This is a genomic window from Streptomyces sp. NPDC001348 (genome assembly GCF_053597535.1).
This window is the reverse complement of the sequence record NZ_JBSFIK010000017.1, coordinates 86903-111940: the sequence shown is the minus strand read 5'-3', so window position 1 is coordinate 111940 and position 25038 is coordinate 86903. Positions and strand designations below refer to the sequence as shown.

The following is a 25038-nucleotide window of genomic DNA, read 5'->3' as shown; positions in this document are numbered from 1 at the left end:
GAAACGGACGTCGCGTGGTCCAGCCTCAGTGGTGGGGCACGACGGCCACGGGGCAGCCGACGTGACGGAGCACCGCGTGGGTGACGGGGCCGGTGCGCACGACGGCCGGCCGGCCGGTGAGGTGACGGCCCACGACGAGCAGGCTCGCGCCGGAGGCGGCCCGCACGAGTGCGGTCGTGGCCCTCTCCCGCACGACCGTTTCCAGGACCTCGACTCCGGGGTGCTTGTCCCTCCAGACCTGGAGCACGGCGGACAGGAAGCCCTGCCATTCATCGCCGCGGTAGGGGTCGTTCACGAGGGCGATGTCTCCGGGGCCCAGGCCGAACGCGGACGGCGGGTGCCAGGCGTGCACGACGCGCAGCCGGGCCCGCCGGAGCATGGCCGCCGCGAAGGCGAACTCGATCACCTCGTCGCACGGGTCGTTGACGTCGAGCCCGAGCACCACGTCCCGGTAGCCGGTGCGCGTGGAGGCGCCGCCGTCCTCGGCCGGAAGGTGCTCGTCCTCGGCCTCCTCCCCCGCCCTGACCAGGACGACGGGGCCGGTGGCCCGCGCGATCACGCCCAGGGCCACGGACCCCACCAGGAAACCGGCGGGGCCGGTCAGGCCGCGCGAGCCCAGGACCAGCAACTCCGCCTGCTCGCAGGCCTTCAGCAGGGCCGGTGTCGCGGGACCCTCGACCTGTTCGTCGGCCATGCGCACATCGGGGACGGCGCCGCGGATCCGCTCCTCCGCCTGGCGCAGCGCCCGCAGGGCGAGATGCCTCTGTGCGGCGTTCGCGGGCTCGCCGCCGTGCGGGCGCGGATGCCAGTCCCAGGCGTGGATCAGTCGTAGTGGCAGGTCGCGGCGCTCCGCCTCGCGGGCCGCCCATGCGGCGGCGGCGAGACTCTCGGGCGATCCGTCGACTCCGGCGATGACGGGTGCGGGCACTGTGCCCACCTCCTGTGTGCTCTTGTCGTTGGTGCCTGGGTTGTGCGGCGGTCGGCCGTACGGGACCCCGTCGCGCCGGGGGTGCCGCTCAGCGGGCGGCCGGCCGCACGACGATGCGTGCCGCCCGTTCCTCGATCGCGGCGACGTCGCGGAAGGCGCCCCGCTCGGCCGCCCAGGGCGTAGGCGAGCGGGACCTTGCCGGGATTGGTGATCCGCCTCCTGTCACAGCCGGCGCAGCCAGTCCTCGGGCACGCCGTGCAGGGTCTGCTCGGCGGGCCGGAGGTGACTGTCGTCCAGGCGGTGGGTGAGTTTGTCGATCACGGCGACGACGCCGTCGATCTGCCGGGTCATGGAGACGGCGAGCCGCGTGTCGCTCTTGCGTTCCAGCCGGCCGTCGAGCGTGACCACGCCTTCCACGACGGAGACGTCGACCGCTCGAGGTGACAGCCACAGCGCGTGCACGAGCACCTCGTCGACCACCTCCGCGCGGATCGCCGCGTCGGGCCGCAGGAACACCTGCAGCAGGTCCCGTCGTGTGACGATGCCGACGAGCCGGTCCTCCTCGTCCACCACGGGCAGCCGTTCCACCCCGTGCCCGGCCATGGTGCGGGCTGCCTGGGCGATGGTGTCCTCGGCGCGTGCAATGACGGGCGGTGAGGTCATCAGCTGTCCGGCGGTGCGGGCCGCGGCCTTGGCGGCCTGCTGCTTTCCGCGCCGCGTCAGGTCCGCGAGGTGCGTGTGGTGGTGCGACCGGTACGGGTCCGGGGTTTGGGCCTGCCGGGCCATCAGATCGGTCTCGGAGATGACACCGATGACCTTCTCGTCCTCGTCGACGACCGGCAGTCCGCTGATCCGGTGCTCGGCCAGCAGCCGTGCCACTTCCTTGAACGGGGTGCCGTAACCGGCACGGACGACGTCCGCGGTCATCACGGAGCCGACCTTGTAGTGCTTCACGGTGGTTCCCTCCCTCAGCGCAGTCGGCGCAGATACGGGTCCTGGGGCCGACGCGGCAGCAGGCGTACCCGCGCGTCCAGCACGGTGATGCCGCCAGGCGCCGCCAGAACGGGGTTGAAGTCGACCTCCGCGAGCTGGGGCAGATCGCTCGCCATGCGGGACAGCCGCAGCAGCAGCTGTTCCAGGCCGGCGAGGTCGACCGGCCCGGCGCCGTCGGCGCCGAACAGCAGCGGCGCGCAGCGCGGGGCCGTGATCAGGTCGTGGACGTCGTGGTCGGTGAGCGGTGCCAGACGGGCCGCGTGGTCGGCGAGCACCTCGGTCGCGGTGCCGCCGAGCCCGAACAGCACCAGGGGTCCGAAGACCTCGTCCTGGACGACCCCGGCGAACAGTTCGGTGCCCCGCGCGGCGAGCGGCTGGATCACCACGCCGGTCAGCAGTCCGGCGAAGCGGGTCTCGAAGTCGCGGAAGGCGGCGCGCACCTGGGCATCACCCTGCAGATCGAGGTGGACGGCGTGCTGCCGGCTCTTGTGCAGCAGTCCCGGCCAGTACGCCTTCATCACCACCCGGTCGTCCGGGCCCCGCAGCCGCCGGGCGGCGATGACGGCGTCGTCCTCGGTCTCCGCCCAGGCCCACGGCAGCTGCGGAATGCCGTAGCAGGCCAGCAGGTCGGCGCAGGTGCGCGGGTCGAGCCAGCCGCCGTCCTCGTGGGTCCGCAGGAACATCTCGGTGATCTGCCGGGCGCGGGTCGTGTCGGTGCCGTCGACGTCCGGGAGGGTGCCGGCGGGGCGGGCGAGCCAGGTCGCGCGGCGGGCGGCGTGGGCCAGCGCCCGTGCCGCCGCCTGCGGTTCCGCGTACGACGGGATGGCGCCGCCCTCGGCGGCCGCCAGCAGCTTGACCGGCAGGTCCTGGTCGAGACGTATGGCGATGACGGGCTTGACCCGGTGCGCGGGGGCCCGGGTGAGCGCGCGGACGAGGTCGTCACCGGTCGCGGTGGCGACCGCCGTGGGGACGAGGACGACCAGGACGGCATCGACGCCGGGGTGGTGCAGCAGGCGGTCCACGGCGTCCGCGAGCCGACCCTCGGTGACGGCGGCGGTGGCGTCGACGGGATTGCCTGCCGCGGCGCCCTCGGGCAGTACGGCGAGCAGGTCGTCGATCACTTCCGGGGTGAGCGGCGGCAGGGTGAGTCCGGCTTCCGCGCACGCGTCGGCCGCCATGACTCCGGCGCCGCCCGCGTTGGTGACGATCGCGACGCGGTTGCCCGCCGGAAGCGGCTGGGAGTGCATCAGGGCGGCGGTCGCGAGGAGTTCGCCGATCGAGTGGGTGGCGGTGATGCCCGCCTGGGTGAACAGGGCCTGCCGGGTCATGGTGCGGGTGGCGGCGGCCGCGGTGTGGGAGGCTGCGGCGCGACGGCCGGCGTCGGTGCGGCCCGCGTCGACGGTCAGGACCGGCATCCGGCGGGTGACGCGGCGGGCCGTGCGGGAGAACGCGCGCGGGCTGCCGAAGGACTCCAGGTGCAGCAGCGCGAGGCCGGTACGGCCGTCGCTCTCCCACCACTGGAGCATGTCGTTCCCGCTGACGTCGTACTTGTCTCCGAGCGACGCGAACGACGAGACACCGATGCCCAACCGGGACAGACCGTCGAGCAGGGCGATCCCCACCCCGCCGGACTGCACGGCGACGCCCGCGGTACCGGGTCGCGGGTGGTCGGCGGCGAACGTGGCGTCCAGGCACACATCGGGTTCCGTGTTGGAGACGCCGAGGCAGTCGGGTCCGACCAGGCGCATGCCGTAGGCGCGGCACGTGGCCAGCAGCGCCTGCGCCTGGCCGGCGTCGAGACCCGCGGTGACCACGAGCAGCGCCCGGACCCCGGCCTTCCCGCACTCCTCGGCGGTGCCGGGCACCGCCGGCGCGGGGACGGCCACGACCACCAGGTCGGGAGTCATCGGCAGCGCGGCGACGGACGGGTAGGACGCCACGCCGAGGATGTGCTCGGCACCCGGGTTCACGGCGAACATGCGGTGGCTGTAGCCACCCGTCTTCAGGTGGTGCAGGATCGCCCTGCCCACGGAACCGGGCTTGCGTCCGGCGCCCACGACGGCCACCACCCGCGGCCGCAGCAGCGGCTCGAGGCTGGCGACATCCGCACCGCGACCGCGGGCTTCGACGGCCGACAGGTAGGTGTCGTCCTCGTCCAGGCGTATCGTGCAGCGCACCTCAGGGCCCTCGAAGCGGCGGGCCATGCGCAGGCCGAGGTCGGCGAAGAGCCGGAGCACCTCCCGGTTCTCACTGAGGGCGTCGGCGGTGAACGCGGTGACGCCCTCGGCCCGCGCCGCGGACACCAGGTGCTCGACGAGCAGGGTGCCCACACCTCGGTGGTGCAGGCCGTCACGCACGGCGATGGACATCTCGGCCTCGTCGCCGCAGCCCCCGGTGTCGTACTCGGCGAGCCCGAGGACCTGTCCCTGCCGCTCGGCCAGCAGGGCACGGTAGCCCGGGTGCGCCGGGGCGCACGCCCGGTCGGCTGCCCGTCCGGCGGACCGCGGGCTCGACGAGAAGAAGCGGAGACGGACGTTCTCCGGGGACATCTCCTCGTAGAGGCGCTGCAGCTGGTCGTGGTCGGCCGGGGTCACGGGACGGATGCACACGGTGGTGCCGTCCGCGAGCAGGGCATGGACCGGGGGGCGGTCGAGCGTGTCTTGCGACATCACAAGCTCCTTCGGGCCTCTGGATGGTTCGAGCATCCAGCGGGCCGGGCGGCGGGCCCATGGGCTGACCGGGGTCCGTTCCTGGGCCGGTCGGCCCTGAGCGGTACGGTCACCGGGCCCTCTGGCCCCGCGCCGGGGCGCCGCGTAGCGTCGCACCATGGACAGGCGACTGCGGAAGAACCTGGCGCTCGTTGCCGTCGGCACGGTCGTGGCCGGCGCCCTGGCGAAAGAGCTGCGCAAGCCGTCCGGGGAACGCACCTGGACCGGTGTCGTGCTGGGGCTGCCGTACGACTTCCGGTGGCCCACCCCGGAGAAGATCGCCCGCGAGTTCTGGGATCCCGGCAACGACGCCCTCTTCACCCCCCATGCCTTCGGTGTCGGATACGGGGTGAACCTGGCCCGGGTGGTCCGGGAGCTGCGTCCTGCTCGCTGATCGTGGTGTCCGTGACGGTCGGTCGTCGGCGACCGGACGAGGTCGCGGGGGCGAGGGGCGCCGTCCAGACGCGCGGGTCGGCGTCGAGCTGCCCGGCCGGTTCCGGTCTGTCGTCGGTGACGTCGATCGCGGCGAGCGTGGCGCCCCTCGTGGGCGCTATCCGCTGACGACCGTGTTCACTCGCTGTCGGCGCGTCGCCCGAAGGTGTCTTCGATCCAGTGGGCGTCGGTCAGGTACCGGCGGTCGTGGCCCTCCTCGACGTGCCGGCTGAAGGCCGGGTGGCCCGCTGCCGCCTGCGCGTACATCCACTCGACCAGCGCCCGCAGGCGGGCCGCCGCGACGGCGGGGAGTCCGGCCCGCTCCGCGTCGGACAAGCCGTAGGCGTCGGCGAAGAGCGTCAGCCGGCGACGGGCCTCGGGTACCGGCAGGGTGAGCTGGACTTCGTCCGGCGCGTACAGCGGCACGAAGCGGTACGCGGTGTAGGCCACGTCCCACAGACGTGGTCCGGGGTGGGCCGTGTCGAAGTCGATGAAGGCGACCGGGAGGCCGCCGCGGAACACGGTGTTGTAGGTGGCCGCGTCTCCATGGCAGATCACTTCCGCGGGCTCCCGCGGCGGGAACTGCCACACGTCGTCCGGCTCTCGTACGAAACCCGCCGAGGCGTCGTGGAGACCGCGCAGCAGTCGCGCCGCAGCGGTCAGCGAAGCCTCGCTGCGCACCTGCGCCGCGGCGAAATCGTGCCCGACATCGCCGGGCAGGAACTCGACGATCTCCTCTGCGCCGCTCTCGCTCAACCCGAACGTCCGCGGCGCCCCGGTGAACCCCGTCCCGGCCACGTGGGCCAGGAACCGCTGCACGGTGGGGCTCCACGGCCCCACGGGACGCCTGACGCGGTCTCCTTCCCGGACGACCTGGTTCACTCCGCCGACGAACACTTCGTGATCTTCCACCGCGGCACCATAGGCGGCTCACCCGGACAGCCGCAGCCTGTTTTTCCCCTCGCCGATCGGGTCGACACGCCTCGATGATCCGTCACGCACCGCCGAGCTGTGCTACGGTCTCGGTGTTGCAGTTGTGGTACCCATATACTTATGTGCGCCTGACGGGATTGCTTCTCCTCAGGCGCATTATTTGTTTTCCGGCATCTCCGGATGGGCCCTCTGCCTACAGAAGGAGAAGGTCATGGCACAGGGAACCGTCAAGTGGTTCAACGCCGAAAAGGGTTTCGGCTTCATTCAGCAGGACGGCGGCGGCCCCGACGTCTTCGCCCACTACTCGAACATCCAGTCCCAGGGCTTCCGTGAGCTCCTGGAGGGCCAGCGGGTCTCGTTCGACGTCACGCAGGGCCAGAAGGGCCCGCAGGCGGAGAACATCGTCCCCGCCTGATCGCCGGACGCGTATCGACGCACCGGGGTCCGCACCGCCATGGTGCGGACCCCGGTTCGTGCTGTTTCCAGGAAGGCAGAAACCGCATGTCCCGCAGGCCCCAGAAACCGAACCGGCGCGCCTCGTCACCCCCACCGTCCGCGTCGTCGTCGCGGGAATTCAGGCTGCCGGAAAGCACGACACCCGCACTCCCCGCCGTCGAGGAGTTCGCCGCCCTCGGCATGCCCGCGGGGCTGCTGAAGACCCTCGCCGCGCAGGGCGTGACCACCCCTTTCCCCATCCAGGCCGCCACCCTGCCCAACTCGCTCGCCGGCCGTGACCTGCTGGGCCGGGGACGCACCGGGTCCGGCAAGACCCTCGCGTTCGGGCTGGCGCTCCTGGCCCGCACCGCCGGACTGCGGGCGGAGCCCAAGGCCCCTCTAGCCCTGGTGCTGGTGCCCACCCGTGAACTGGCCCAGCAGGTGACGGACGCGCTCACCCCCTATGCGACGGCGGTGAACCTCCGGATGGCCACCGTGGTCGGCGGACTGTCCATCACCAAGCAGGCCGGTGCGCTCCGGCGTGGCGCGGAGGTGGTCGTGGCGAGTCCCGGCCGGCTCAACGACCTCGTGGAACGCGGTGACTGCGTGCTCGACGACGTACGCATCACGGTGCTGGACGAAGCCGACCAGATGACCGACATGGGCTTTCTGCCGCAGATCACCAGGCTGATCGAGCGAGTACGGCCCGACGGGCAGCGCATGCTCTTCTCGGCCACCCTGGACCGCAACATCGACCGGCTGGTGCAGCGGTTCCTGACGGACCCCGTGGTGCACTCCGTGGACCCGTCCGCGGGAGCGGTGACCACCATGGAGCACCATGTGCTCCACGTGCAGGACGAGACCGACAAGAAGGCCGTCACCGCACGCATCGCGGCCCGTGACGGCCGGGTCATCCTCTTCCTCGACACCAAGAGGTCAGCCGACCGGCTCGCCAAGCGGCTCCTGGCCGTCGGTGTCCGCGCGGCGGCACTGCACGGAGGCCGTTCCCAGCCGCAGCGCAATCGCACGCTGGAACAGTTCAAGAACGGTCAGGTCACCGCGCTGGTGGCGACGAACGTCGCGGCCCGGGGCATACACGTCGACGACCTCGACCTCGTCGTGAACGTCGATCCGCCGGCGGACCACAAGGACTACCTCCACCGGGGCGGCCGCACGGCCCGGGCCGGCGGTTCCGGCAGTGTGGTCACGCTGGTCCTGCCGGAGCAGAAACGGGACGTCACCCGGCTCATGTCGGACGCGGGCATCCACCCTCGGGCGGCCCGCGTCAGTTCGAGCGGCACGGAACTGGCCGCCATCACCGGCGCCCGGGAGCCGTCCGGCGTGCCCGTCACCATCGAGGTCCCCCAGCCTGCGACACAGGCGGCCTCCCGCCCGGAGCCGAAGGCCGACGCCAAGCCCGGCAGGCGGGCCGGCCGCCGAAGCCGCAACGGTGGCGGCGGCAAGGCGGCGACCGGTACTGCCGCCAGGACGGGGAGCCGGGGCTCCGAGCGCCGGACCGCGGCCGGGACTACAGCGTCGGCCGGCACCTCGGCGACCGGAGGTCGCGGTACTGCCCGCCGGGCGGGAGCCGGCGGTTCCACCGGCGGTGCCGCCGGAACGGGCGGCCGCGGTTCCGGCCGCCCGTCCGGGGGCGGTGCGGCGACCGGCGCCGCCTCCGGCAAGACGGTCCGCGGGTCCGGCCGGCGGGCCGCGCCGGGCGGAACCTCCGTACGGGGCGTGTCCGATCGTGGGACCGCTCAGCCGGGGCGGCGTTCGTAGACCACGACCTTGCGGCCCGCTTCGCTCTTTTCGCGGCAGCGGACGAAGTACGCGTGCAGGAGCCGCTGTTTGATCCGGTCGCGAGCCGTGGTGAGGGGCACCGCACCGTCGTCGGTGACGACCACGACACGGCGGGCGGTCAGGAGGGCGTCCGCTATCTGCCGCGGGGTGCCCTCCACGCCGTTCAGGGTGCCGGACGGCAGCGGGTCCTGGGCGAGTGCCACGTCGTCGGCCCCGGTGAACGCGGCAGGCGAGACCAGGGCGGTGTCACGGCGTGCCGCGGGGATGAACAACACCGCGTCACCCGGTTCACGGACCGCGGCGACGTTCCGCGCCGTGGACAGCACGTCGTCGATCCGGCCGCTCGCGCTGCGCAGTGACACCTCGACGGGCAGCAGCCCGAGGAAGGCGAGGGCCGTGACCGCGGCGATGGTGCGACGGGGTGGTGTCCGGACGCGAGAGGCGAGCGCGTGGCACGCTGCGCCGATGAGCAGGGCGAGTCCGATCTGGCTGAACAGGACGTAGCGGGCCTGGTAGACGGGGCGGGCCACGGAGACGGTGGCCAGCAGGAGCGGCGGGACGACGAGGAGCGGCAGGGCGAGCGCGGTGAGCGTGACCCCGGCGCCGCGCGGCCCGTCACCGGTCGTTCCGGGTCGCGCGAGCCATGCGCACAGCGCACCCGCGAGCAGCGTCAGCAGGAGACCGAGCAGCGTGCCCGGTCCGGTCGGGTGGATCCAGGCGATCTGCTCCGCCTGTGACCGGCTCGCCACGACGAGGGGCATCGTGCCCGCCACGGCGGCGCATGCCGCGAGTGCCCATCGCAGGACGGTCGGGCGAGGCGGGCCGGTGAGGACGATGGTCACCGCGTGTGCGAACAGCACCATGAGGGAGAACCAGTTGAGGAGCGCGGCCGCCAGCACGGCCGTTCCGTACGCCGCCCAGCGGCCTGCGCCCGGGCTGTCGACCGCCGCCACGAGCAGCCGGCAGGACAGTGCCGCGCAGACGGTCACCAGAGCGTACGGGCGCCCCTCCTGCGCGTACTGCTGCACCCCGGGGAGAAGAGCGAACGCCAGGCCCGCGGCCAGCCCGGTGGACCGGCCGGCCAGTCGGGAGCCCAGGAGGGTGATCACGCCGGCGGCGCATGCCATGGCCAGGACGGAAGGCAGTCGCAGGGCGGAGAGGCTGTCTCCGAAGACGGTGAAAACGACGTGCATGAAGAGGTAGTAGAGGCCGTGGACCACGTCGATCCGGCCCAGCAGATGCCAGATCTCGGGGACGGTCCTGTGGGTCGCCTCCCACGTCGCCGCCTCGTCACGCCACATGCTGTCCTCACGTGTGAGCCCCCACGTGCCGAGGACGAGCGTGAGGGCTGGTGGAACCGCGCTCAATGGTGCTCTGGGCATGACGAAGCTCCGGGCCGGCGTGGAAGGGGGCGACCGGGAGGAGAGGACAGCCCGCAGGCCGTCTCCGGTCATGTGCCACGCTATGCGCTGGAACGATCTTGTTCGTCACCTGTCAGTACGAGGTCGGAGGTCCGTCACGAGTACTACTGCCCTGCGGTCATGGGCAGTTGGACCTACGCCTCGAGTGCCCTTCTCAGACCGGTTCGGGTTGGACCTCCGGCTGTCGCACCGGTGCGAGCCGCGGCTCCCACGACCTGGTGGTCCGCATGTAGCCGTAGATCACTGAGGTCATCGCGAGAACGAGGAGGGGCCCGAACAGCCACGGGTGTCCGGCCATCTCGACGGGCAGGTAGCGGTACGCCAGCAGGAGCGCGGCGAAGACCGTCGTGCCGTACACGACCAGCCGGATCCCTGCCCGGTCCCAGCCGCGGTCCATCGAGCGCAGCGCTGCCTCGATGGTGAGGGCGAACACCACGCCGGCGACGAGGTCCGCACCGTAGTGGTAGCCGAATGCCAGCGTCGCGGAGAGAGTCGCGATCAGCCAGAACGTGCCGGCGAACCGCAGGACCTTCGGGCCCTTGCGGGTGTGGAGGAAGATCGCGGTGGCCCACGCGGTGTGCAGGCTGGGCATGCAGTTGCGCGGGGTGATCTCGTCGTAGGGCACCGGGTGCGGGGTGCCGACCGGTGGAGGCGTGTGCGGCCACAGGTTGGCCACCGCCCACTGCACGCCGCCGGTGCCGGAGGCGCCCGGGCCGTAGGCGAAGACGGGGCCGACCATCGGGAAGAGCATGTAGATGCCCGGCCCGAGGAGGCCGATCACCAGGAAGGTCCGCACCAGGTGGTGGCGGGGGAAGCGGCGCTCGGCCGCCACGTTGCGCAGTTGGTACAGTGCCACGGCGACTGCGGCCACGGCGAGTTGGGCGTAGACCAGGTGCAGCAGGTGGGGGATGATCGGGCCGCTGGCCCTGAGGATCCGGCCCGCCAGCCACGACGGGTTGCCCAGCGCGTGATCGGCGGTCGCCACGTACTCGTCGAGCACCATCGGGCGGGTCCTGGACGTGATGAGCAGCCAGGTGTCACCGGTCTTGCGGCCGGTCACCAGCAGCAGGCCCAGCCCGACGCCCTTCAGCAGCAGGACGCGTTCCTGACCGGTGCGGCGTGTGACGGCGATGACCGCACAGCCCAGCATCACCCACAACGCCCCGTTGCCGAAGAAAGGGCCGCCGCTCGTCCTGGCGCCGACCGCCCACCGCACCAGTACGAAGACGGCGTCGATGCCGATCGCGGCAGCAGCCGCGATGAACCGTTGCCGCCAGGTGAGCACCACCATCATCAAGGCCATACCGCCGTACAGCGGCCCCGGCTTGGGGACTAATATCGCCTCTCTCGCCTGATTGGTCAGCGGCCCCGGCTGGCCGCAGTAGCGACGTGCGGCTATCTCCAGCGCGATGAGGACTCCGAGGGCCGCCACACCCGCTGTGCCCCACAGCACCGCTCGCGGCTGACGCCATACGGCCCGCTCGTTCGTGCCGTCTGTTCGTGAAAACACCCGTGATACTCCAGACATCGATCGTTCTCCGACTCCGCCATCAGGGTGGTGCGCACGGCATGGCGGAACGCGCGGGACGGGCGATGACCCATCGCCCGTCCCGATCCCTGCTTGAGAAACCCCTGAAATGTCCGCCTGAAGACGACCGACGTCGTGGACTGGGAAACCAGGTGAAGCCCGCGCCGCCCGGTGTGCGCGGAAGCGATGTACGCCTACCGCCGGTACCGTCCCGTTGCCGACGAACGGCTGCGGCACGGCTCCGGCATCGCCGACCCCTGACCGGCGGGGCGGAGGGGCCTCAGCGAGCCGTCTCGGCGCCGACGGCGCTACCGGTGGGGGTGGCGGAGGGCTGAGCGGTGCCGTCGTCCTTCATCGCCTTGGCCTCGCTCTTGAGGATGCGCATCGACTTGCCCAGACCACGGGCGGCCTCGGGAAGCTTCTTGGAGCCGAACAGCAGGATCATGACGACGGCCACGATCAGCAGGTGCCAGGGTTCCAGCCCGTTGCGGAGCATCCCGCCCACCCCTTCTTCATGCTTCAAGCCGACGGCGGTGTGGGCCAGACGTGCCACACCTACCGCCATGATTGCGACATCGCGCAACTGTACAACCCTGTTCGGGACCGGTCGCCCCCGGCCTGTCAGCTGTCCGAGTCCGGCTTGTTCCTGGCGGCCGCGTACGCCTGGGACGGAGTCATGGGGACGCCGTTGAGCGAGACGGTCTTGTACGGGCTGACCTTGGCGCAGGTCTTGGCCTGGTCGGCGGTCTGGGCGTGGGCGCCTCCCACCGCGGCCTTCGCGTCCGCCGGGGCGGACGAGGACGCGCCGCCGGGGAACCTCGTGCCACTGGGCCAGTCACTGCCGACCACCAGGGTCAGACCCGTACCGGTGCCCTGCTTGAGGTGCGAGGCGGAAAGGCCGAGTGCCTTGGCGACGGTCTGCGCCTGTGCCTTCTGACCGGTGCCGTAGGTCAGGGTCGTGGTCGCGGCGGGGCTGGGGGCGTTGGCCGTGGTGGTACCGGAGCTGAAGCCCTGGTCGGTGAGTGCGGTGGCGACGACGGAGGCGCGGCCGGTGATGGCGGTGCCGTTCTCCACCGTCACGGCGAGCTGCGAGGCGGGTACGGCCGAGGCGGTGGCCGTCGCTTCGGCGGTCGCGGCGGCGGCCGCGGACTTCTTGCCGGAACCGGTGGTCAGCGCCTGGTCGTTGGCCATGGTGGAGAAGAGGGTCCTGGCTCCCGGACCCACCACCACACGTTCCTTGTTGGTCGGGTCGGGGGCCGTCTGCATCGTCGTGAAGGTCATACGCTTCGTGGGGACCTTGTTCACGTCGGCGGCGAGCGAGATCAGCTTCTTGACGCTGCCGAGACCGTCGTCCACGGTCAGCGCCTTGGTCGCGGCATCGGCGAGATGGTAGACGGCGCTGGGGTCGGTGAGCGTGCCCGCGCTCTTGAACTTGCGGATCATCGCGCTCAGGAAGATGTGCTGGGAGACCGTGCGGCCCAGGTCGCTGCCGTCGCCGAAACCGTGCCGGGAGCGTACGAACTCCAGTGCCGCGACGCCCTTGAGGGTGTGGGTGCCCTTGGAGAGCTTGAGGTGGGAGTAGGTGTCGTAGACGTCGTCACTGACACACACGGAGACACCGCCGACCGCGTCGGACATCTTCACCACACCGGAGAAGTCCAGCTTGACGAAGTGGTCGATGGGTATTCCGGTGAGCTGGTGCACGGTGGCCACCTGGCAGGCCGGCCCGTACTCCAGCGCGCTGTTGATCTGCCCGTAGTAGCCGGGCGTGGACTGGCCGGTCGCACCGTCCTTGCAGGCGGGGACCTTGGTCATGGTGTCCCGGGGGATGCTCATCACCGTGGCGTTGGAGCGGTCGGCGGATATGTGCACCACCATCTCCACATCCGCGTTGCTGCCGGTCTGGACGCCGGTCTTCGAACAGCCGCCGCCCAGCTTGCAGTCTGCCGCGCTGGTCCGGCCGTCCGAGCCCATGACCAGGATGTTGATCGGGGTGCGGCCGAACGCGTCCGCCTTCTCGGTCCCGCCCTTGCCGTCCAGCGACACACTGTTGATGTTGCCGTTGAGATGCTCGTAGAACCACCAGCCGGCACCGGCGGTGACCATGACGAGGACGGACAGGGTGATCGCGGCGATCTTCAGGAACCGCCTGCCGCGTCCCGCGGTGGGCGTCCGGCGCCGCGACCTCGACCCGCCGTGCGAGCGGGAGGCCGCCCTGGCCGCGGCCCTGCCCCCCGGTGGGCGCATGCCGTCGGACCGGTTCCCGGGTTCTCCGGGCAGCCGGGCACCGCGGCCGCGCGTGGCCTGGCCGACCGGACCGTCCCACGGGTCGCTCATCTACCACTCCCATGAACGGTCGGGCCCGACAGGCCGGGCCGTCGGGTGCGGCCGGGCATGCGCGGCGGTGTACGGACGAGCGAGGCGCTGCTCCGCTCAGTTGCGTGATTGCGCAATCTAACAAACAGGGGTCCCGAGCAGCACGTTCCTCACCAGATTCACAGCTGAAGCATCGCATGCCCGGCCCGTGGGACAAGACGCGACCGCTTGGGCCGGCGTTCCGGCACGAGGGGTTACGGTGATCACATGCGGTGGGGGGAGCGCCCGGTGTGGGCCCGGTGTGTGATGGCAGCGTACGTGATCGGGTTCGTCGAGGGGGCCGGAGCCCATGCGTACTTCCTGGCGACGGGCGGGCTGCACACGTACGGCTACGCGGCAACGCCGGTGCAGTACCTCTTTCACGGGCTTCTGCTGCTGGACCCGCTGGTCGCACTGCTGATCGTGCTGGGGCGCCCGTACGGGCCGTTGCTCGCGGCCGTCGTCATGACCGCGGACCTGTCGGCGAATTGGGCCACCGCGGTGAGCGCCGTCCGGGCTCATCCCCTTGCCTTTCTCCGTCCGGTGGGGCTGCTGCCGATCACACTTTTCGGGATCTTCGTCCTGCTCACGGCCCTTCCGCTGCACAGAGCCCTGACAGCCGGCGGATCAGGAACCGGCCGGCGGAGTGTGCGAGGAGACGGGCGCCTGCGCCGGCGGCGTGCCGCCCTGCGGGGTGCCGCCCTGCGGGGTGCCGGCGACACGCACGATGAGGTGCAGCGCCGACGCGAGGACTAGAAGGGAGAGCCGGCGACGGCGTTCGCGCGCCCCGGAATTCGGACATGTCCGGTGGACCGGAGCGGCGCCTACCGGGAGCGCGCGGTCAGCTGACCGACCATCACCCGTACCAGCGCCAGTACGTCGGGATCGTCGACGTAGTAGACCTGGCGCCGGCCCTCGCGCCGCGAGCGCACGAGTCCGGCGAGCTTCAGCTTGGCGAGGTGCTGACTGACCGCGGGCAGTGCGCCGCCCACCCGGTCGGCGAGGTGCGTGACATCGCTCTCGCCCTGGGACAGGGCCCACATCAGGTGCAGCCGGGCGGACGAGGCGAGCAGCCCGAACGCGGCAGCGGCGGCCGCCAGCACCTCGGCGGGCGGGTCCTCCGAGCCCCTGGCGTTCTCCGTCACAGCCCTCTCCCGTTCCGCCCTGTTCACTGTCGACGCACGCGCGCCCACCCATAGTAGGGGCGGGGTTCCGGCTTCCCGAGCGGATAGTAGCCATGTACATAATAGCCATGTACTGTATGAGTCATGAGCAAGGGTTCCGAAGGAGCCACGCCCGGCTTCCTGGTGTGGCGTCTGTCCATGAAGTGGCGGGTCGCGGTCGACCGGGCGGTGGCCCCGCTGGGTCTCACCCACGCCCAGTACTCGCTGGTCGCGTCGCTGTACGGCATGCAGCACCCGGGACAGCGGCCCAGCCAGCGCGAGCTGGCCGATCACACCGGTCTGGAACCGCTGTACGTGTCCAAGCTGGCGCGCTCCCTGGAGTCGGCGGGGCTGCTCGAGCGCGCCAGGGACCCCCGGGATCCGCGCGCGGTGCGGCTCGCCCTCACCGGGCGGGGACGCGAGGTCACCGGGCGGGCCGTCACGGTCGTCCAGGGGCTGTTGCGGCAGCTGCTGGAGCCGCTCGGCGGGCCCGACAGCGCACGGGCCCGCGAGTTCACCCGCGACCTGGCGACCCTGCTGGACGCACCGCTTGATCCATTCACCACGAACGGCAATGAGACGGAGCAGTCATGACCACCAGCGCACCCCTTGTCGACGGCCGCGTCATCGGCCTCGCCCACTACGCCTCGCGCGCCGTCCTCGAGCGGGTCCTGGCCCCGTACGGAGTCACGTTCCAGCAGTTCGTCGCCCTGCGGCTCGCCGCCGTCGCGGACGGACCGGTCCGGGCCGACGACCTCGTCGACGGCGTCGTCACCACCGTGAAGGCAGCCGCGGCCGACGTGCGCGGCACGGTGGAGGAACTGGTCACCGCCGGGCTGCTGGCCCCCGAGGAGCCGTTGCGCATACGGCTCACCGACGCCGGACGGGAGCTGTACGCCAAGGGCTCCGCCGAGACCGCGGCCGTCGCCGCCAGGCTCTACGCCGGCATCCCCGAGGAGGACCGGGCCGCCGCGGGACGCCTGCTCACCCTGGTCACCGAACGGGCGAACGCGGAACTGGCCGCCCTCGCCGGATGACGCGTCACCGTCCGGGGCCCGGCTCCGGCACGGAGCCGTCCCCTGCGACCGGCCGCACGGTCCGGCTCACCACCCAGTGGTGCTTGCCCAGGCGGCGGGTGCGGGTGAAGCCCTGGCTCTCGAAGAGCGCCACCGTCCCGTTGTGCAGGAAGGACGCGGACACCGAGCGGCCGTCCGCGTCCTCCGGGTAGCTCTCCACGGAGCCCCCGCCGAGCCGGGCGATCTCACCGAGGGCACCTTCGAGGGCGGCCGCCGCGACACCTTTGCGCCGGTGCCCGCGGTGGACGAAGAAGCAGGTGATCCGCCAGTCCGGCAGGGCCGGGTCGCCCTGCAGGTAGGCCCGCCGGTGCTTGATGCGGGGCAGTTCCCCGGTGGGCCCGAACTGGCACCAGCCGACACAGGTCTCGCCGTCGTACACCAGGGCGGCGTGGGCTCGGCCCTCGTGCACCCGGCGCTCCTTGTCGGACCGGTTCCGTTCCGGTGACCTGTCCCGGCCGACCCCCTCGGTGTGGAAGGCCATGCACCAGCAGCCGCCCCACACGCCGCCCTGGTCCTCGACCAGGCGCGCGAAGTCCGGCCAGGTCGTCACATCGAGCGGTCTCACCGAGAACATGTCCAACCCCCTGGCGGGCCAGGCTACTTCACATCGGAGCGCTGCCGTACGACCTGCGCCCCCGACGGTGGGCGATCTCGCCGAGGACGATGTCCACGGCCAGGAAGGCGGCCAGTGGTACGCCGAGCAGCGGGACGAACCAGCCGAGCACGGTGATCGCCGCCAGCGCCGGGACCAGGAGGTACGGGGGCACCTGCGCCCAGGCGCCGCGCGGTACCGGGCGGCCGAAGGCGGAGCCCCGGCCGCGCTGCCACCACATGCGGTAGCCCCACAGGATCAGCAGGACCAGGGCGAGCGCGAGCAGTGCGAGGACGATCTGGTTGACGATCCCGAACAGGATGCCGGTGTGCAGGTCGATACCCCAGCGGGTCAGCTTGGCGAGCACGGGGTAGTCGTCGAACCGCACCATGTCGGTGACCCGGCCGGTGGCCGGGTCGACGGCGACGGCGTCCTGCTTCTCGGGCCAGCTGCGCTGGATCTGCCTGACGACGTAGGCCGAGTCCGCGTCCGCGGGCGGGACGATCTCGACCGGGTCGGTGAGTCCCTTGCCCCGCGCCGCCGCGAGCACCTTGTCGAGGCCGACGCCGTGCCCGGCGCCCCCGCCGGAGGCGGCGGCCGTGCCGTGGCCGGCGTGTTCGCCGCTCGCCGTGGCCGACACCGAGGGGGTGGCCTGGCCGAGGGAGGTGCGCAGCTCGTCGATGTTGGCACCGGCGTACGCCGACCAGGTCAGCCCGGTCGCCGACAGGAAGAAGCACCCGGCCGCCGCCCAGACGCCGACGGTGCCGTGCAGACCGAGGGTGCGGCGCCGGCCGCCGGTGCCGCGCACCCTGCGCAGGGCGCGGCGCCGGGAGAACCACAGCACGAGGCCGCCGCCGGAGATCACCCACAGCCAGCTCGCCGCGAACTCGCTGTAGAGGCGGCCGGTGTCGCCGAGGTGCAGATCGCGGTGGAGTTCGTCGATCCAGGTGCGCAGCGGGAGTGCGCCGGTCGAGCCGCACTGTTCGAGCGCGCCGCGCACCTTGCCGGTGTAGGGGTCGACGAAGACGGCGAGGGTGTGGTCGGCGCCGACGCCCTCGACGCCGGACAGCAGCACCCTGGTGGTCGCGTCCGCCTCGGGCGAGGGGCGCACGGCGGAGACCGTGCCCTCCGGGTGGGCCTCGCGGGCGGCGGTCACCTGCTGGGAGACCGGCAGCTTGCTCCTGCCGACCGGGACGGTCGTCTCATGTGCGTAGAGAATCCTCTCGGCCTGGAACGAGCCGGCGTACAGCAGGCCGGTCACGGCCGCGACGAGCAGGAACGGCGCGACCAGCACGCCCGCGTAGAAGTGCAGGCGCAGGACCAGGGGACGGAGCGCGGCCCGACGGCCTGGGGACCTGGCCGGGGCGGGGTGTCGGGGGGCCTCGTCCTTGGCGGGCGAGGGAGCGGTGGACATCGGCGGGGCTCTCCGGGGTTCGTTCTCTCACTGTTGGTGGTCCGGTAGTCGGGGCGGTGGACGGGCCGGTTCCCCGCGTCCGCAGTGGCGTGCGTCACGCGGGCCGGGCGGTGGGCGTGCGATCCTGACGTGATGGCATCTCCCTCCGGTCGTACGTCCCTTGCCGAGCGGGTCGAGGAACTCCTGGCCACCGACGGCCCGTTGCCGATCGTGGCGGCCGGTGACCCGGTGCTGCGGCACCGCGCCGAGCCGTTCCGGGGCCAGTTGGGGCCGGCGCTGCTGGAACGCTTCGTCCGGGCGCTGCGCCTGACCATGCAGGCGGCCCCGGGGGTGGGGCTCGCCGCGCCGCAGGTCGGGGTGGGGCTGCGGATCGCGGTCATCGAGGACCCGGCGCCGGTGCCGGAGGAGATCCGGCTGGCCCGTGGCCGGGTGCCGCAGCCGTTCCGGGTGCTGGTCAATCCCCGGTACGAGCCCGTCGGCAGCGGCCGGGCCGTGTTCTTCGAGGGCTGCCTGAGCGTGCCGGGCTGGCAGGCGGTGGTGGCCCGGCACGCCGCGGTGCGGCTGCGTGGGGAGGACGAGCACGGGCGGGTGCTCGACGAGGTCTTCACCGGCTGGCCCGCGCGGATCGTCCAGCACGAGACGGACCATCTCGACGGCACGCTGTACCTCGACCGGGCCGAGCTGCGGTCTCTGTCGTCGAACGAGGCGATGGCGCTGCGCTGGCCTCAGCCGACGCCTGAGCGTGCCGCGCGGGAGCTGGGGTTCGACCTGCCGTGAGCCCCACCCACCTCAAGCCGCTGGGGGCTCCGCCCCCAGACCCCCGGCCCAGGCCCACCCACCACCCGTGCGGACCGACCGGGAGGCGCGGCTCTCCTCTCAGCCCGCCCGGCACGTCGAAGCACCGACAGGCAATGGGCAGCTCGTTGGGGGGTGCCCCCTCTGGGGGAGTTTGAGGAGGAGGCCGTTGAGGCCGACCGGGGGCCCAGAGGGCGGAGCCCCCGGTGGGGTGCAGGGGCGAAGCCCCGCGGGGGGGGCCAGGGGGCGAAGCCCCGCGGGGGGGCCAGGGGCGAACCGCGGGGGGGTGCAGGGGCGAACCGCGGGGGGGTGCAGGGGCGAAGCCCCGCGAGAAGGCCAGAGGGCGGAGCCCCTGGTGGGGGGCAGGGGGCGAAGCCCCGCGGGGGGCAGGGGGCGGAGCCCCCTGGCGGGGTCGAAGGGGCGGAGCCCCTGGAGGACGGGAAGGGCAGGGGCGGCGGGGGCGAGACACCCAAGGGCCCGCCCCCGCGCCGCCCCGCGTGGTGAGCTCAGCCCCGGTACGCCTCCAGCAGGCGCAGCCACACCTCGCTCAGGGTCGGATACGACGGCACGGCGTGCCACAGGCGGCTGACGGGGACCTGGCCGGCGACCGCGATGGTCGCCGAGTGGATGAGTTCCCCGACGCCCGGCCCTACGAAGGTGACGCCGCGCAGGATCTCGTCCTCGAGGTCGACGACCATGCGGGCACGCCCCCGGTAGCCGTCGCCGTACAGGCCCGCCCCGGCGACCGAGGAGAACTCGACGTCGACGGCCCGGACCCGGTGCCCGGCCTGCTCCGCCTCGGCGAGGGAGAGACCGACCGCGGCGGCCTCGGGGTCGGTGAAGACGACCTGCGGTACGGCGTGGTGGTCGGCGGTGGCGGCGTGGGCGCCCCAGGGTTCGGAGTCCGGGACGGTCCCGCCGGAGGCACGGGCGGCGATGGCGGCGCCGGCGATGCGGGCCTGGTACTTGCCCTGGTGGGTGAGGAGGGCGCGGTGGTTGACGTCGCCCACGGCGTACAGCCAGTCGCTTCCGCTCACCCGCAGGCTGTCGTCGACGTCCAGCCAGGAGCCCGGTTCCAGGCCGACGGTGTCGAGACCGATGTCGTCGGTGCGCGGAGCGCGGCCGGTGGCGAAGAGGATCTCGTCGGCCTCGATGCGGTCGCCGGAACCGGTGACGACCACGACGGTGCCGTTCTCCCGGGTCACCGACTCCACGGACGTGCCGGTGCGGACGTCGACGCCCGCCTCGGTGAGCGACTCGGCGACCAGTTCACCGGCGAACGGCTCCATGCGGGACAGCAGGCCCTTGCCGCGGACCAGGACGGTGACCCGGGAACCGAGGGCCTGCCAGGCGGTGGCCATCTCGGTGGCGACGACACCGCCGCCGACCACGATCAGCCGGCCCGGCGCGGACTTCCCGCTGGTGGCCTCGCGGCTGGTCCACGGCTTCACCTCGGCGAGCCCGGGCAGGTCCGGCAGTCCGGCGCGGGTGCCGGTGCAGACGGCGACGGCGTGCCGGGCGGTGAGGGTCGTGAGCCCGCCGCCGGGACCGGTCACGGTGACCGTGCGGGGCCCGGCGAGCCTGCCGTGGCCCCGGTAGAGGTCGGCGCCGATGCCGTCCAGCCAGCCGACCTGGCCGTCGTCCTTCCAGTGCGAGGTGTACTCGTCCCGCCGGGCGAGCACCGCGGCGGCGTCGAGCGGCCCCTGGACGGCCTGGCTCAGACCGGGCAGGCGGCGGGCGTCGGCGTGGGCGATCACCGGGCGCAGCAGCGCCTTGCTGGGCATGCACGCCCAGTAGGAGCACTCGCCGCCGACCAGCTCGCTCTCCACGACCGCGGTGGTCAGCCCCGCCGCCCGGGTCCGGTCGGCGACGTTCTCCCCCACCGGGCCGGCACCGAGCACCACGACGTCGTAAGCGATGGATTCCGTTTCCGTCATGGGCACAGTCTGGTCGGTGGTGTGCCGGGGGGCCACATGGGTAGGCGGCCGGAATATGTACTCAGAGGGCCGTGTTTTGCCCACGGCTTCGCCCCCATGTCGAGGAAGAGGTAGACGCATGAGCAGCACCGTGGAGCTCACCAAGGAGAACTTCGACCAGACGGTCACGGACAACGAGTTCGTCCTGATCGACTTCTGGGCGTCCTGGTGCGGGCCGTGCCGTCAGTTCGCGCCCGTGTACGAGAAGGCGGCCGAGGAGAACCCCGACCTGGTCTTCGGCAAGGTGGACACCGAGGCCCAGCCGGAGCTGGCCCAGGCCTTCGGTATCCAGTCGATTCCCACCCTGATGATCGTCCGCGACCAGGTCGCCGTGTTCGCCCAGCCCGGCGCGCTGCCCGAGTCCGCCCTGACGGACGTCATCGGGCAGGCCCGCAAGCTGGACATGGACGAGGTCCGCAAGAGCATCGCCGCCCAGCAGGGCGAAGCCCAGGGCGAGTAGCCCCGGGCGGTTTCGGACCATCCCTAGAAGGGGTACGCCGCCACGTCCCCGCGCACCGTCGTCCAGCGCACCTCGGTGAAGGCCTCCAGGTTGGCCTCGCCGCCGAAGCGGGCGCCGGTGCCGGAGGCGGCGATTCCGCCGAAGGGGGCCACGGCTTCGTCGTTCACCGTCTGGTCGTTGATGTGGACGATGCCGGTCGGGATCCGCTCGGCCAGGTCCAGGCCCCGGGCGGTGTCCCTGGTGACGATGCCCAGGGAGAGCCCGTAGGGGCCGTCCGCCGCCAGGGCGGCCGCCTCGTCGGCGGTCCGGAAGGAGCGCACGGGCGCGACGGGACCGAACACCTCCTCGGCGTACGCGGGGGTGTCGTCGTCGACGCCGGACAGGACCGTCGGCCGGTAGAAGAGCCGGTCGTGGACACCGCCGGCGGCGAGTTTCGCGCCGCGGGCGGTGCTCGTCCCCACCAGGCCGTGGATCTTGGCGAGCTGGCTCTCGTCGATGACCGGGCCGAGATGCACCTGGTCGCGGTGCGGGTCGCCGACCGCGAGGGAGTCGGCCTTGGCGGCGAGCCGTTCGACGTACTCCTCGTAGAGGGAGGCGTGCACCAGGTGGCGGCCGGTCGTCATGCAGATCTGCCCCTGGTGGAAGAACGAGCCCCAGGCCGCCGTGGAGATCACCGCGTCGAGATCGGCGTCCTCCAGCACGACCAGGGCGGAGTTGCCGCCCAGTTCGAGGTGCGCGCGCTTGAGGTGACGGCCGGCCGCCTCGCCGACCGCTCGGCCGGCCGCGGTCGACCCGGTGAAGGAGATGACCGGTACGCGCGGGTCCTCGACGAGGGCGGCGCCGACCTCGGCCCCGCCCGGCAGCACGTGCAGCAGATCCTCGGGCAGACCCGCCTCCGCGAGAACGGCCGAGAGGGCGAGACCTCCGCAGACCGCGGTGCGCGGGTCCGGCTTGAGCACGACCGCGTTGCCCAGGGCGAGTGCCGGGGCGACGGAACGTATGGAGAGGATCAGCGGGGCGTTGAAGGGGGAGATGACGCCGACGACCCCGGCCGGGACCCGGCGGGTGTACGACAGCCGCGGCGCCTCGCTGGGCAGGACGTGTCCGGCGGGACGGGAGGCGAGGGCGGCGGCCTCGTAGCACTCCTGGGCGGCGACGTGCAGCTCGAAGTCCGCCTTGCCGGGTATGGAGCCGGACTCGCGGACGATCCACTCGCGCAGCTCGTCGGCGTGCGCGGCGAACAGGTCACCGGCCTTGCGCAGCACCTGCGCGCGGACGAAGTGGGGGGCGCGGGCCCATTCCCGCTGGGCGGCGCCGGCCGCCCGTGCGGCCGTCTCGACGTCGGCGGGAGCGGCGAGGGTGACGGTGGCGAGCGAGTCGCCGGTGGCGGGCTCGGTGACGGCGTACTGGGGTCCGGTCAGGGGGCGGGAGGTGCGGGACTGCCAAGTCTTCGGGTCGAGCAACGGCATGGCGGCTCTCCGTTCGCCGGAAGTGCATTTGGTTGAGCGGGCAACATCCTAGGCATCCGGACGGCGGCACGGGCATCCTGGGCCGGTGGATCAGCTGGAGTCGCGCTGCACCACGGACGCTCCGAGCACCTTGTGGGTCTCGGGTGCGGCGGAGGGGTCGCGCACCGCACGGTCGACCAGTTCGGCGAGGTCGCGGCCGGAGGGCAGCTCGACGTGGACCGTGCTGAGCCGGGGCCGCAGCAGCCGGCCGAGCATCAGGTCGTCGGCGCCGATCACGGCCGTGTCCTCCGGGATCCGGACGCCTTCGTCCTGCAGGGCGCGCATCAGCAGCATCGCGTACTCGTCGTTGTACGCGAACACCGCGTCGAGATCCAACTCCCGCCACTTCTTGGCGAGTTCCGCGGCGGCCTCCTCGTCATGGGCGAGCGGGAGCCCGGTGACCGTGGCATCCGTGTCGCGCAGCGCCCCGCGCACGCCCTCCATCCGGGGCCGGGAGAAGACCTCGAGGCCGGGTTCCTCGGGGACCACGACGCCGATGCGGCGCCGGCCGCGGGCATGAAGGTGGGTGCCGGCGCAGTGACCGACGCACGCGTGGTCCATCAGCAGCGCGTGGGCGCCCTCGACGCGCTCGGGACCTAAGGTGACCACCGCGCGGGCACCGGCCCGCTTGAGGACGGCGACCCCCTCGGGGCCGAGACCGGCGCCGGGCACCAGGACGGCGACGGGCCGCAGTTCGGCCCAGGACCGGGCGGCCTCGTCACCGTGCAGGCCGACACTGCCGTACTGCACGACCGTGTAGTCGAGACGCCCGAGGGCCCACTGGAGTTCGTTGATGAACCGGCCGTAGAGCGGGCCCACGGGCACGGTCGGGGCCGGCATCAGGACCATGCGGCTGTGTCCGGCGCGCAGACTGCGGGCCGCCGCGTGGGGCACGTAGCCCAGCTCCTTCGCGGCCTGGTGGACGCGGCGGCGCGTCGGCTCGCTGATCCGTACGGCGCTGGTGTTGTTCAGGACGTAGGAGACGGTCGCGCGCGAGACGCCGGCCAGGCGGGCCACATCGGCACTCGTGGGAACGGAGCGCGGTGCGGGCGACCCGGGCGAGGGCGAGTTCGGTATCTGCACCATGACGTACCGCATCTTGGCAGAAGCCCGCGGGCGCGCGACGGGCGGGTGAATGTGGTTCATGGTTGGACGAATCTGCTCGCCTCAGCGGGGCGGCACGGCACCCGTCACCCGGTCGACCAGGTCGGTCCAGCCGGCCTCCAGTCGCTCCATGGGCATCTCGCACTGCCTGACCAGATGACTGATCAGCGCCGGGTCCAGATACGCCATCAGGGTCAGCGAGAGGAGCTCGCAGTCGGCGTCCGGCAGGATCTGCCGCAGCAGCACCATGACGTGCGCGCGCAGCGCCCGGACCGCGGGATGGGAGAACCGGCGGGTCGGTTCCGACTGGGCGGCCAGCTGCAGGTCCAGTTGCCCGGCCGAGCGGCGCAGCACCGCCACACCGAAGGCCCTCAGCCGCTCGAGCGGCGGCGCTCCGGGACCCAGCGGCGGCGGGCCGCCGAGGAAGTCGGCCTGCAGCTGCTTGTCCGAGTGGTCCAGCAGCGCCATCAGCAGCCCGGCGCGGTCGCCGAAGCGGCGGAAGACCGTGCCCTTGCCCACCTGGGCTGCCGCGGCCACCGCCTCCATGGTGACCCCGGCGACGCCGTGCTCCGCGATCAGCCGGGCCGCGGCCCGGAGCAGCTTGGCGCGGTTGCGGGCGGCGTCGGCGCGCAGGCACGGCTCGTCGGCGGCGGAGCCGACCTCCAGCAACCGGGGCTCCTCGAGGGACTCCTGGAGCTTCGGGAAGGGCGGCAGGGGGCTGGACATGAAGACAGCGTAAAGCATCCGGAACAAAACTGGACCGCGGTCCGTTTAGGGTGGTAGAAAATTAAACGGACCCCGGTCCGTATCGTAACGACGATGTTTCAGCCCCTTGGAGTACCGCTATGTCTGTTCGCATCCTTGCGCTCGTCGGCAGCCTCCGCGCCGGTTCGCACAACCGCCAGCTCGCCGAGGCCGCCGTCAAGCTGGCTCCGGAGGGTGCCGAGGTCGACCTGTTCGAGGGCCTGGCCGACATCCCCTTCTACAACGAGGACATCGACGTCGAGGGCAGCGTCCCGGCCGCCGCCGCCAAGCTGCGTGAGGCCGCCCGGGGTGCCGACGCGTTCCTGCTCTTCTCCCCCGAGTACAACGGCACCATCACGGCCGTCCTGAAGAACGCCATCGACTGGCTGTCCCGCCCGTACGGCGCCGGCGCCTTCGGCGGCAAGCCCGTCGCCGTGATCGGCACCGCCCTCGGCCAGTACGGCGGCGTGTGGGCGCAGGACGAGGCCCGCAAGGCCGTGGGCATCGCCGGCGGCAAGGTGGTCGAGGACATCAAGCTGTCCATCCCCGGTTCCGCGAACCGCTTCGCCGAGACCCACCCGGTCGACGACTCCGAGGTCGCCGCCCAGCTCACCGAGGTCGTCGCGCGGCTGCACGGCAACGTGGGCGTGGCCGCCTGATCCGGTCGCGGCAC

Annotated in this window: 24 protein-coding genes; 9 read left to right on the top strand and 15 right to left on the bottom strand. The window is 72.4% G+C overall.

What is annotated here, in order from left to right:
• Positions 1-25: 25 nt before the first annotated feature.
• The 3 genes from ACWC21_RS19780 to ACWC21_RS19770 form a co-directional block, all read right to left on the bottom strand.
• A complete protein-coding gene (locus ACWC21_RS19780; protein WP_450883475.1) occupies positions 26-928 on the bottom strand; it encodes a universal stress protein in 903 nt (300 codons plus the stop codon).
• A 222-nt stretch (positions 929-1150) separates the two neighbouring features.
• Positions 1151-1882 (bottom strand): CBS domain-containing protein, encoded by a 732-nt coding sequence (locus ACWC21_RS19775; RefSeq protein WP_450883473.1) that lies wholly within the window; start codon positions 1880-1882, stop codon positions 1151-1153.
• A 14-nt stretch (positions 1883-1896) separates the two neighbouring features.
• Entirely contained in the window at positions 1897-4590 is a 2694-nt protein-coding gene (locus ACWC21_RS19770) for a bifunctional acetate--CoA ligase family protein/GNAT family N-acetyltransferase (RefSeq protein WP_450883471.1), read from the bottom strand.
• A 157-nt stretch (positions 4591-4747) separates the two neighbouring features.
• On the opposite strand from ACWC21_RS19770, the gene ACWC21_RS19765 reads away from it, so the two are divergent.
• Positions 4748-5023 (top strand): DUF5808 domain-containing protein, encoded by a 276-nt coding sequence (locus ACWC21_RS19765; protein WP_450883469.1) that lies wholly within the window; start codon positions 4748-4750, stop codon positions 5021-5023.
• A 176-nt stretch (positions 5024-5199) separates the two neighbouring features.
• Here the strand turns inward: ACWC21_RS19765 and ACWC21_RS19760 are convergent, their stop codons facing one another.
• Positions 5200-5973 (bottom strand): phosphotransferase, encoded by a 774-nt coding sequence (locus ACWC21_RS19760; RefSeq protein ID WP_450883467.1) that lies wholly within the window; start codon positions 5971-5973, stop codon positions 5200-5202.
• Positions 5974-6205: 232 nt separating this feature from the next.
• Between ACWC21_RS19760 and ACWC21_RS19755 the strand changes: the two genes are divergently transcribed.
• Both ACWC21_RS19755 and ACWC21_RS19750 read left to right on the top strand, forming a co-directional pair.
• Positions 6206-6409 (top strand): cold-shock protein, encoded by a 204-nt coding sequence (locus ACWC21_RS19755; RefSeq protein WP_450883465.1) that lies wholly within the window; start codon positions 6206-6208, stop codon positions 6407-6409.
• An 86-nt stretch (positions 6410-6495) separates the two neighbouring features.
• Positions 6496-8208, top strand: coding sequence for a DEAD/DEAH box helicase (locus ACWC21_RS19750; RefSeq protein ID WP_450883463.1), 1713 nt, complete (start codon positions 6496-6498; stop codon positions 8206-8208).
• Here the strand turns inward: ACWC21_RS19750 and ACWC21_RS19745 are convergent.
• The 4 genes from ACWC21_RS19745 to ACWC21_RS19730 form a co-directional block, all read right to left on the bottom strand.
• Positions 8187-9611, bottom strand: coding sequence for a glycosyltransferase family 39 protein (locus tag ACWC21_RS19745; RefSeq protein WP_450883461.1), 1425 nt, complete (start codon positions 9609-9611; stop codon positions 8187-8189). The two genes, ACWC21_RS19750 and ACWC21_RS19745, sit on opposite strands and share 22 nt — an antisense overlap.
• Before the next feature lie 193 nt (positions 9612-9804).
• Positions 9805-11178, bottom strand: coding sequence for a phosphatase PAP2 family protein (locus ACWC21_RS19740; RefSeq protein WP_450883459.1), 1374 nt, complete (start codon positions 11176-11178; stop codon positions 9805-9807).
• Between the two features lie 280 nt (positions 11179-11458).
• Positions 11459-11674, bottom strand: a complete 216-nt coding sequence (gene tatA, locus ACWC21_RS19735) for a Sec-independent protein translocase subunit TatA (RefSeq protein ID WP_450883457.1) — start codon at positions 11672-11674, stop codon at positions 11459-11461.
• A 125-nt stretch (positions 11675-11799) separates the two neighbouring features.
• Positions 11800-13515 carry an LCP family protein gene (locus tag ACWC21_RS19730; RefSeq protein WP_450883455.1) on the bottom strand — a complete coding sequence of 572 codons (1716 nt, stop codon included), beginning with the start codon at positions 13513-13515 and terminating at the stop codon, positions 11800-11802.
• Between the two features lie 285 nt (positions 13516-13800).
• On the opposite strand from ACWC21_RS19730, the gene ACWC21_RS19725 reads away from it, so the two are divergent.
• Positions 13801-14289: a hypothetical protein gene (locus ACWC21_RS19725; protein ID WP_450883453.1), complete on the top strand. Its 489-nt coding sequence runs from the start codon at positions 13801-13803 to the stop codon at positions 14287-14289.
• Positions 14290-14357: 68 nt separating this feature from the next.
• Here the strand turns inward: ACWC21_RS19725 and ACWC21_RS19720 are convergent, their stop codons facing one another.
• Positions 14358-14678 carry an ArsR/SmtB family transcription factor gene (locus ACWC21_RS19720; protein ID WP_450883451.1) on the bottom strand — a complete coding sequence of 107 codons (321 nt, stop codon included), beginning with the start codon at positions 14676-14678 and terminating at the stop codon, positions 14358-14360.
• Between the two features lie 123 nt (positions 14679-14801).
• Here ACWC21_RS19720 and ACWC21_RS19715 point away from each other — a divergent pair, with 123 nt between their 5' ends.
• Together ACWC21_RS19715 and ACWC21_RS19710 are read left to right on the top strand one after the other, a co-directional pair.
• A complete protein-coding gene (locus ACWC21_RS19715; RefSeq protein ID WP_450883449.1) occupies positions 14802-15290 on the top strand; it encodes a MarR family winged helix-turn-helix transcriptional regulator in 489 nt (162 codons plus the stop codon).
• Positions 15287-15733, top strand: a complete 447-nt coding sequence (locus ACWC21_RS19710; RefSeq protein WP_450883447.1) for a MarR family winged helix-turn-helix transcriptional regulator — start codon at positions 15287-15289, stop codon at positions 15731-15733. Before ACWC21_RS19715 ends, ACWC21_RS19710 begins: the two co-directional genes overlap by 4 nt.
• Positions 15734-15737: 4 nt before the next feature.
• On the opposite strand, the gene ACWC21_RS19705 is transcribed toward ACWC21_RS19710, so the two are convergent.
• Both ACWC21_RS19705 and ACWC21_RS19700 read right to left on the bottom strand, forming a co-directional pair.
• Positions 15738-16346, bottom strand: coding sequence for a GNAT family N-acetyltransferase (locus ACWC21_RS19705; RefSeq protein WP_450883445.1), 609 nt, complete (start codon positions 16344-16346; stop codon positions 15738-15740).
• Between the two features lie 28 nt (positions 16347-16374).
• Positions 16375-17778 (bottom strand): PepSY-associated TM helix domain-containing protein, encoded by a 1404-nt coding sequence (locus ACWC21_RS19700; RefSeq protein ID WP_450883443.1) that lies wholly within the window; start codon positions 17776-17778, stop codon positions 16375-16377.
• Positions 17779-17910: 132 nt separating this feature from the next.
• Here ACWC21_RS19700 and ACWC21_RS19695 point away from each other — a divergent pair, with 132 nt between their 5' ends.
• The gene (locus ACWC21_RS19695; protein WP_450883441.1) at positions 17911-18555 is read left to right on the top strand and encodes a peptide deformylase; all 645 of its coding nucleotides are present in this window, start codon (positions 17911-17913) and stop codon (positions 18553-18555) included.
• Between the two features lie 524 nt (positions 18556-19079).
• Here ACWC21_RS19695 and ACWC21_RS19690 read toward each other — a convergent pair.
• Positions 19080-20510 carry a dihydrolipoyl dehydrogenase family protein gene (locus ACWC21_RS19690; protein WP_450883439.1) on the bottom strand — a complete coding sequence of 477 codons (1431 nt, stop codon included), beginning with the start codon at positions 20508-20510 and terminating at the stop codon, positions 19080-19082.
• A 118-nt stretch (positions 20511-20628) separates the two neighbouring features.
• On the opposite strand from ACWC21_RS19690, the gene trxA reads away from it, so the two are divergent.
• Positions 20629-21009: a thioredoxin gene (gene trxA, locus ACWC21_RS19685; RefSeq protein WP_450883437.1), complete on the top strand. Its 381-nt coding sequence runs from the start codon at positions 20629-20631 to the stop codon at positions 21007-21009.
• A 23-nt stretch (positions 21010-21032) separates the two neighbouring features.
• Here trxA and ACWC21_RS19680 read toward each other — a convergent pair whose 3' ends face one another.
• From ACWC21_RS19680 to ACWC21_RS19670, 3 genes are all read right to left on the bottom strand, one after another.
• Positions 21033-22478, bottom strand: coding sequence for a benzaldehyde dehydrogenase (locus ACWC21_RS19680; protein WP_450883435.1), 1446 nt, complete (start codon positions 22476-22478; stop codon positions 21033-21035).
• 90 nt (positions 22479-22568) lie between these two features.
• Entirely contained in the window at positions 22569-23615 is a 1047-nt protein-coding gene (locus tag ACWC21_RS19675; RefSeq protein WP_450883547.1) for a LacI family DNA-binding transcriptional regulator, read from the bottom strand.
• A 69-nt stretch (positions 23616-23684) separates the two neighbouring features.
• A complete protein-coding gene (locus ACWC21_RS19670) occupies positions 23685-24365 on the bottom strand; it encodes a TetR/AcrR family transcriptional regulator (protein ID WP_450883433.1) in 681 nt (226 codons plus the stop codon).
• Positions 24366-24466: 101 nt separating this feature from the next.
• Between ACWC21_RS19670 and ACWC21_RS19665 the strand changes: the two genes are divergently transcribed.
• Positions 24467-25024 (top strand): NAD(P)H-dependent oxidoreductase, encoded by a 558-nt coding sequence (locus ACWC21_RS19665; RefSeq protein WP_450883431.1) that lies wholly within the window; start codon positions 24467-24469, stop codon positions 25022-25024.
• Positions 25025-25038 lie beyond the last annotated feature (14 nt).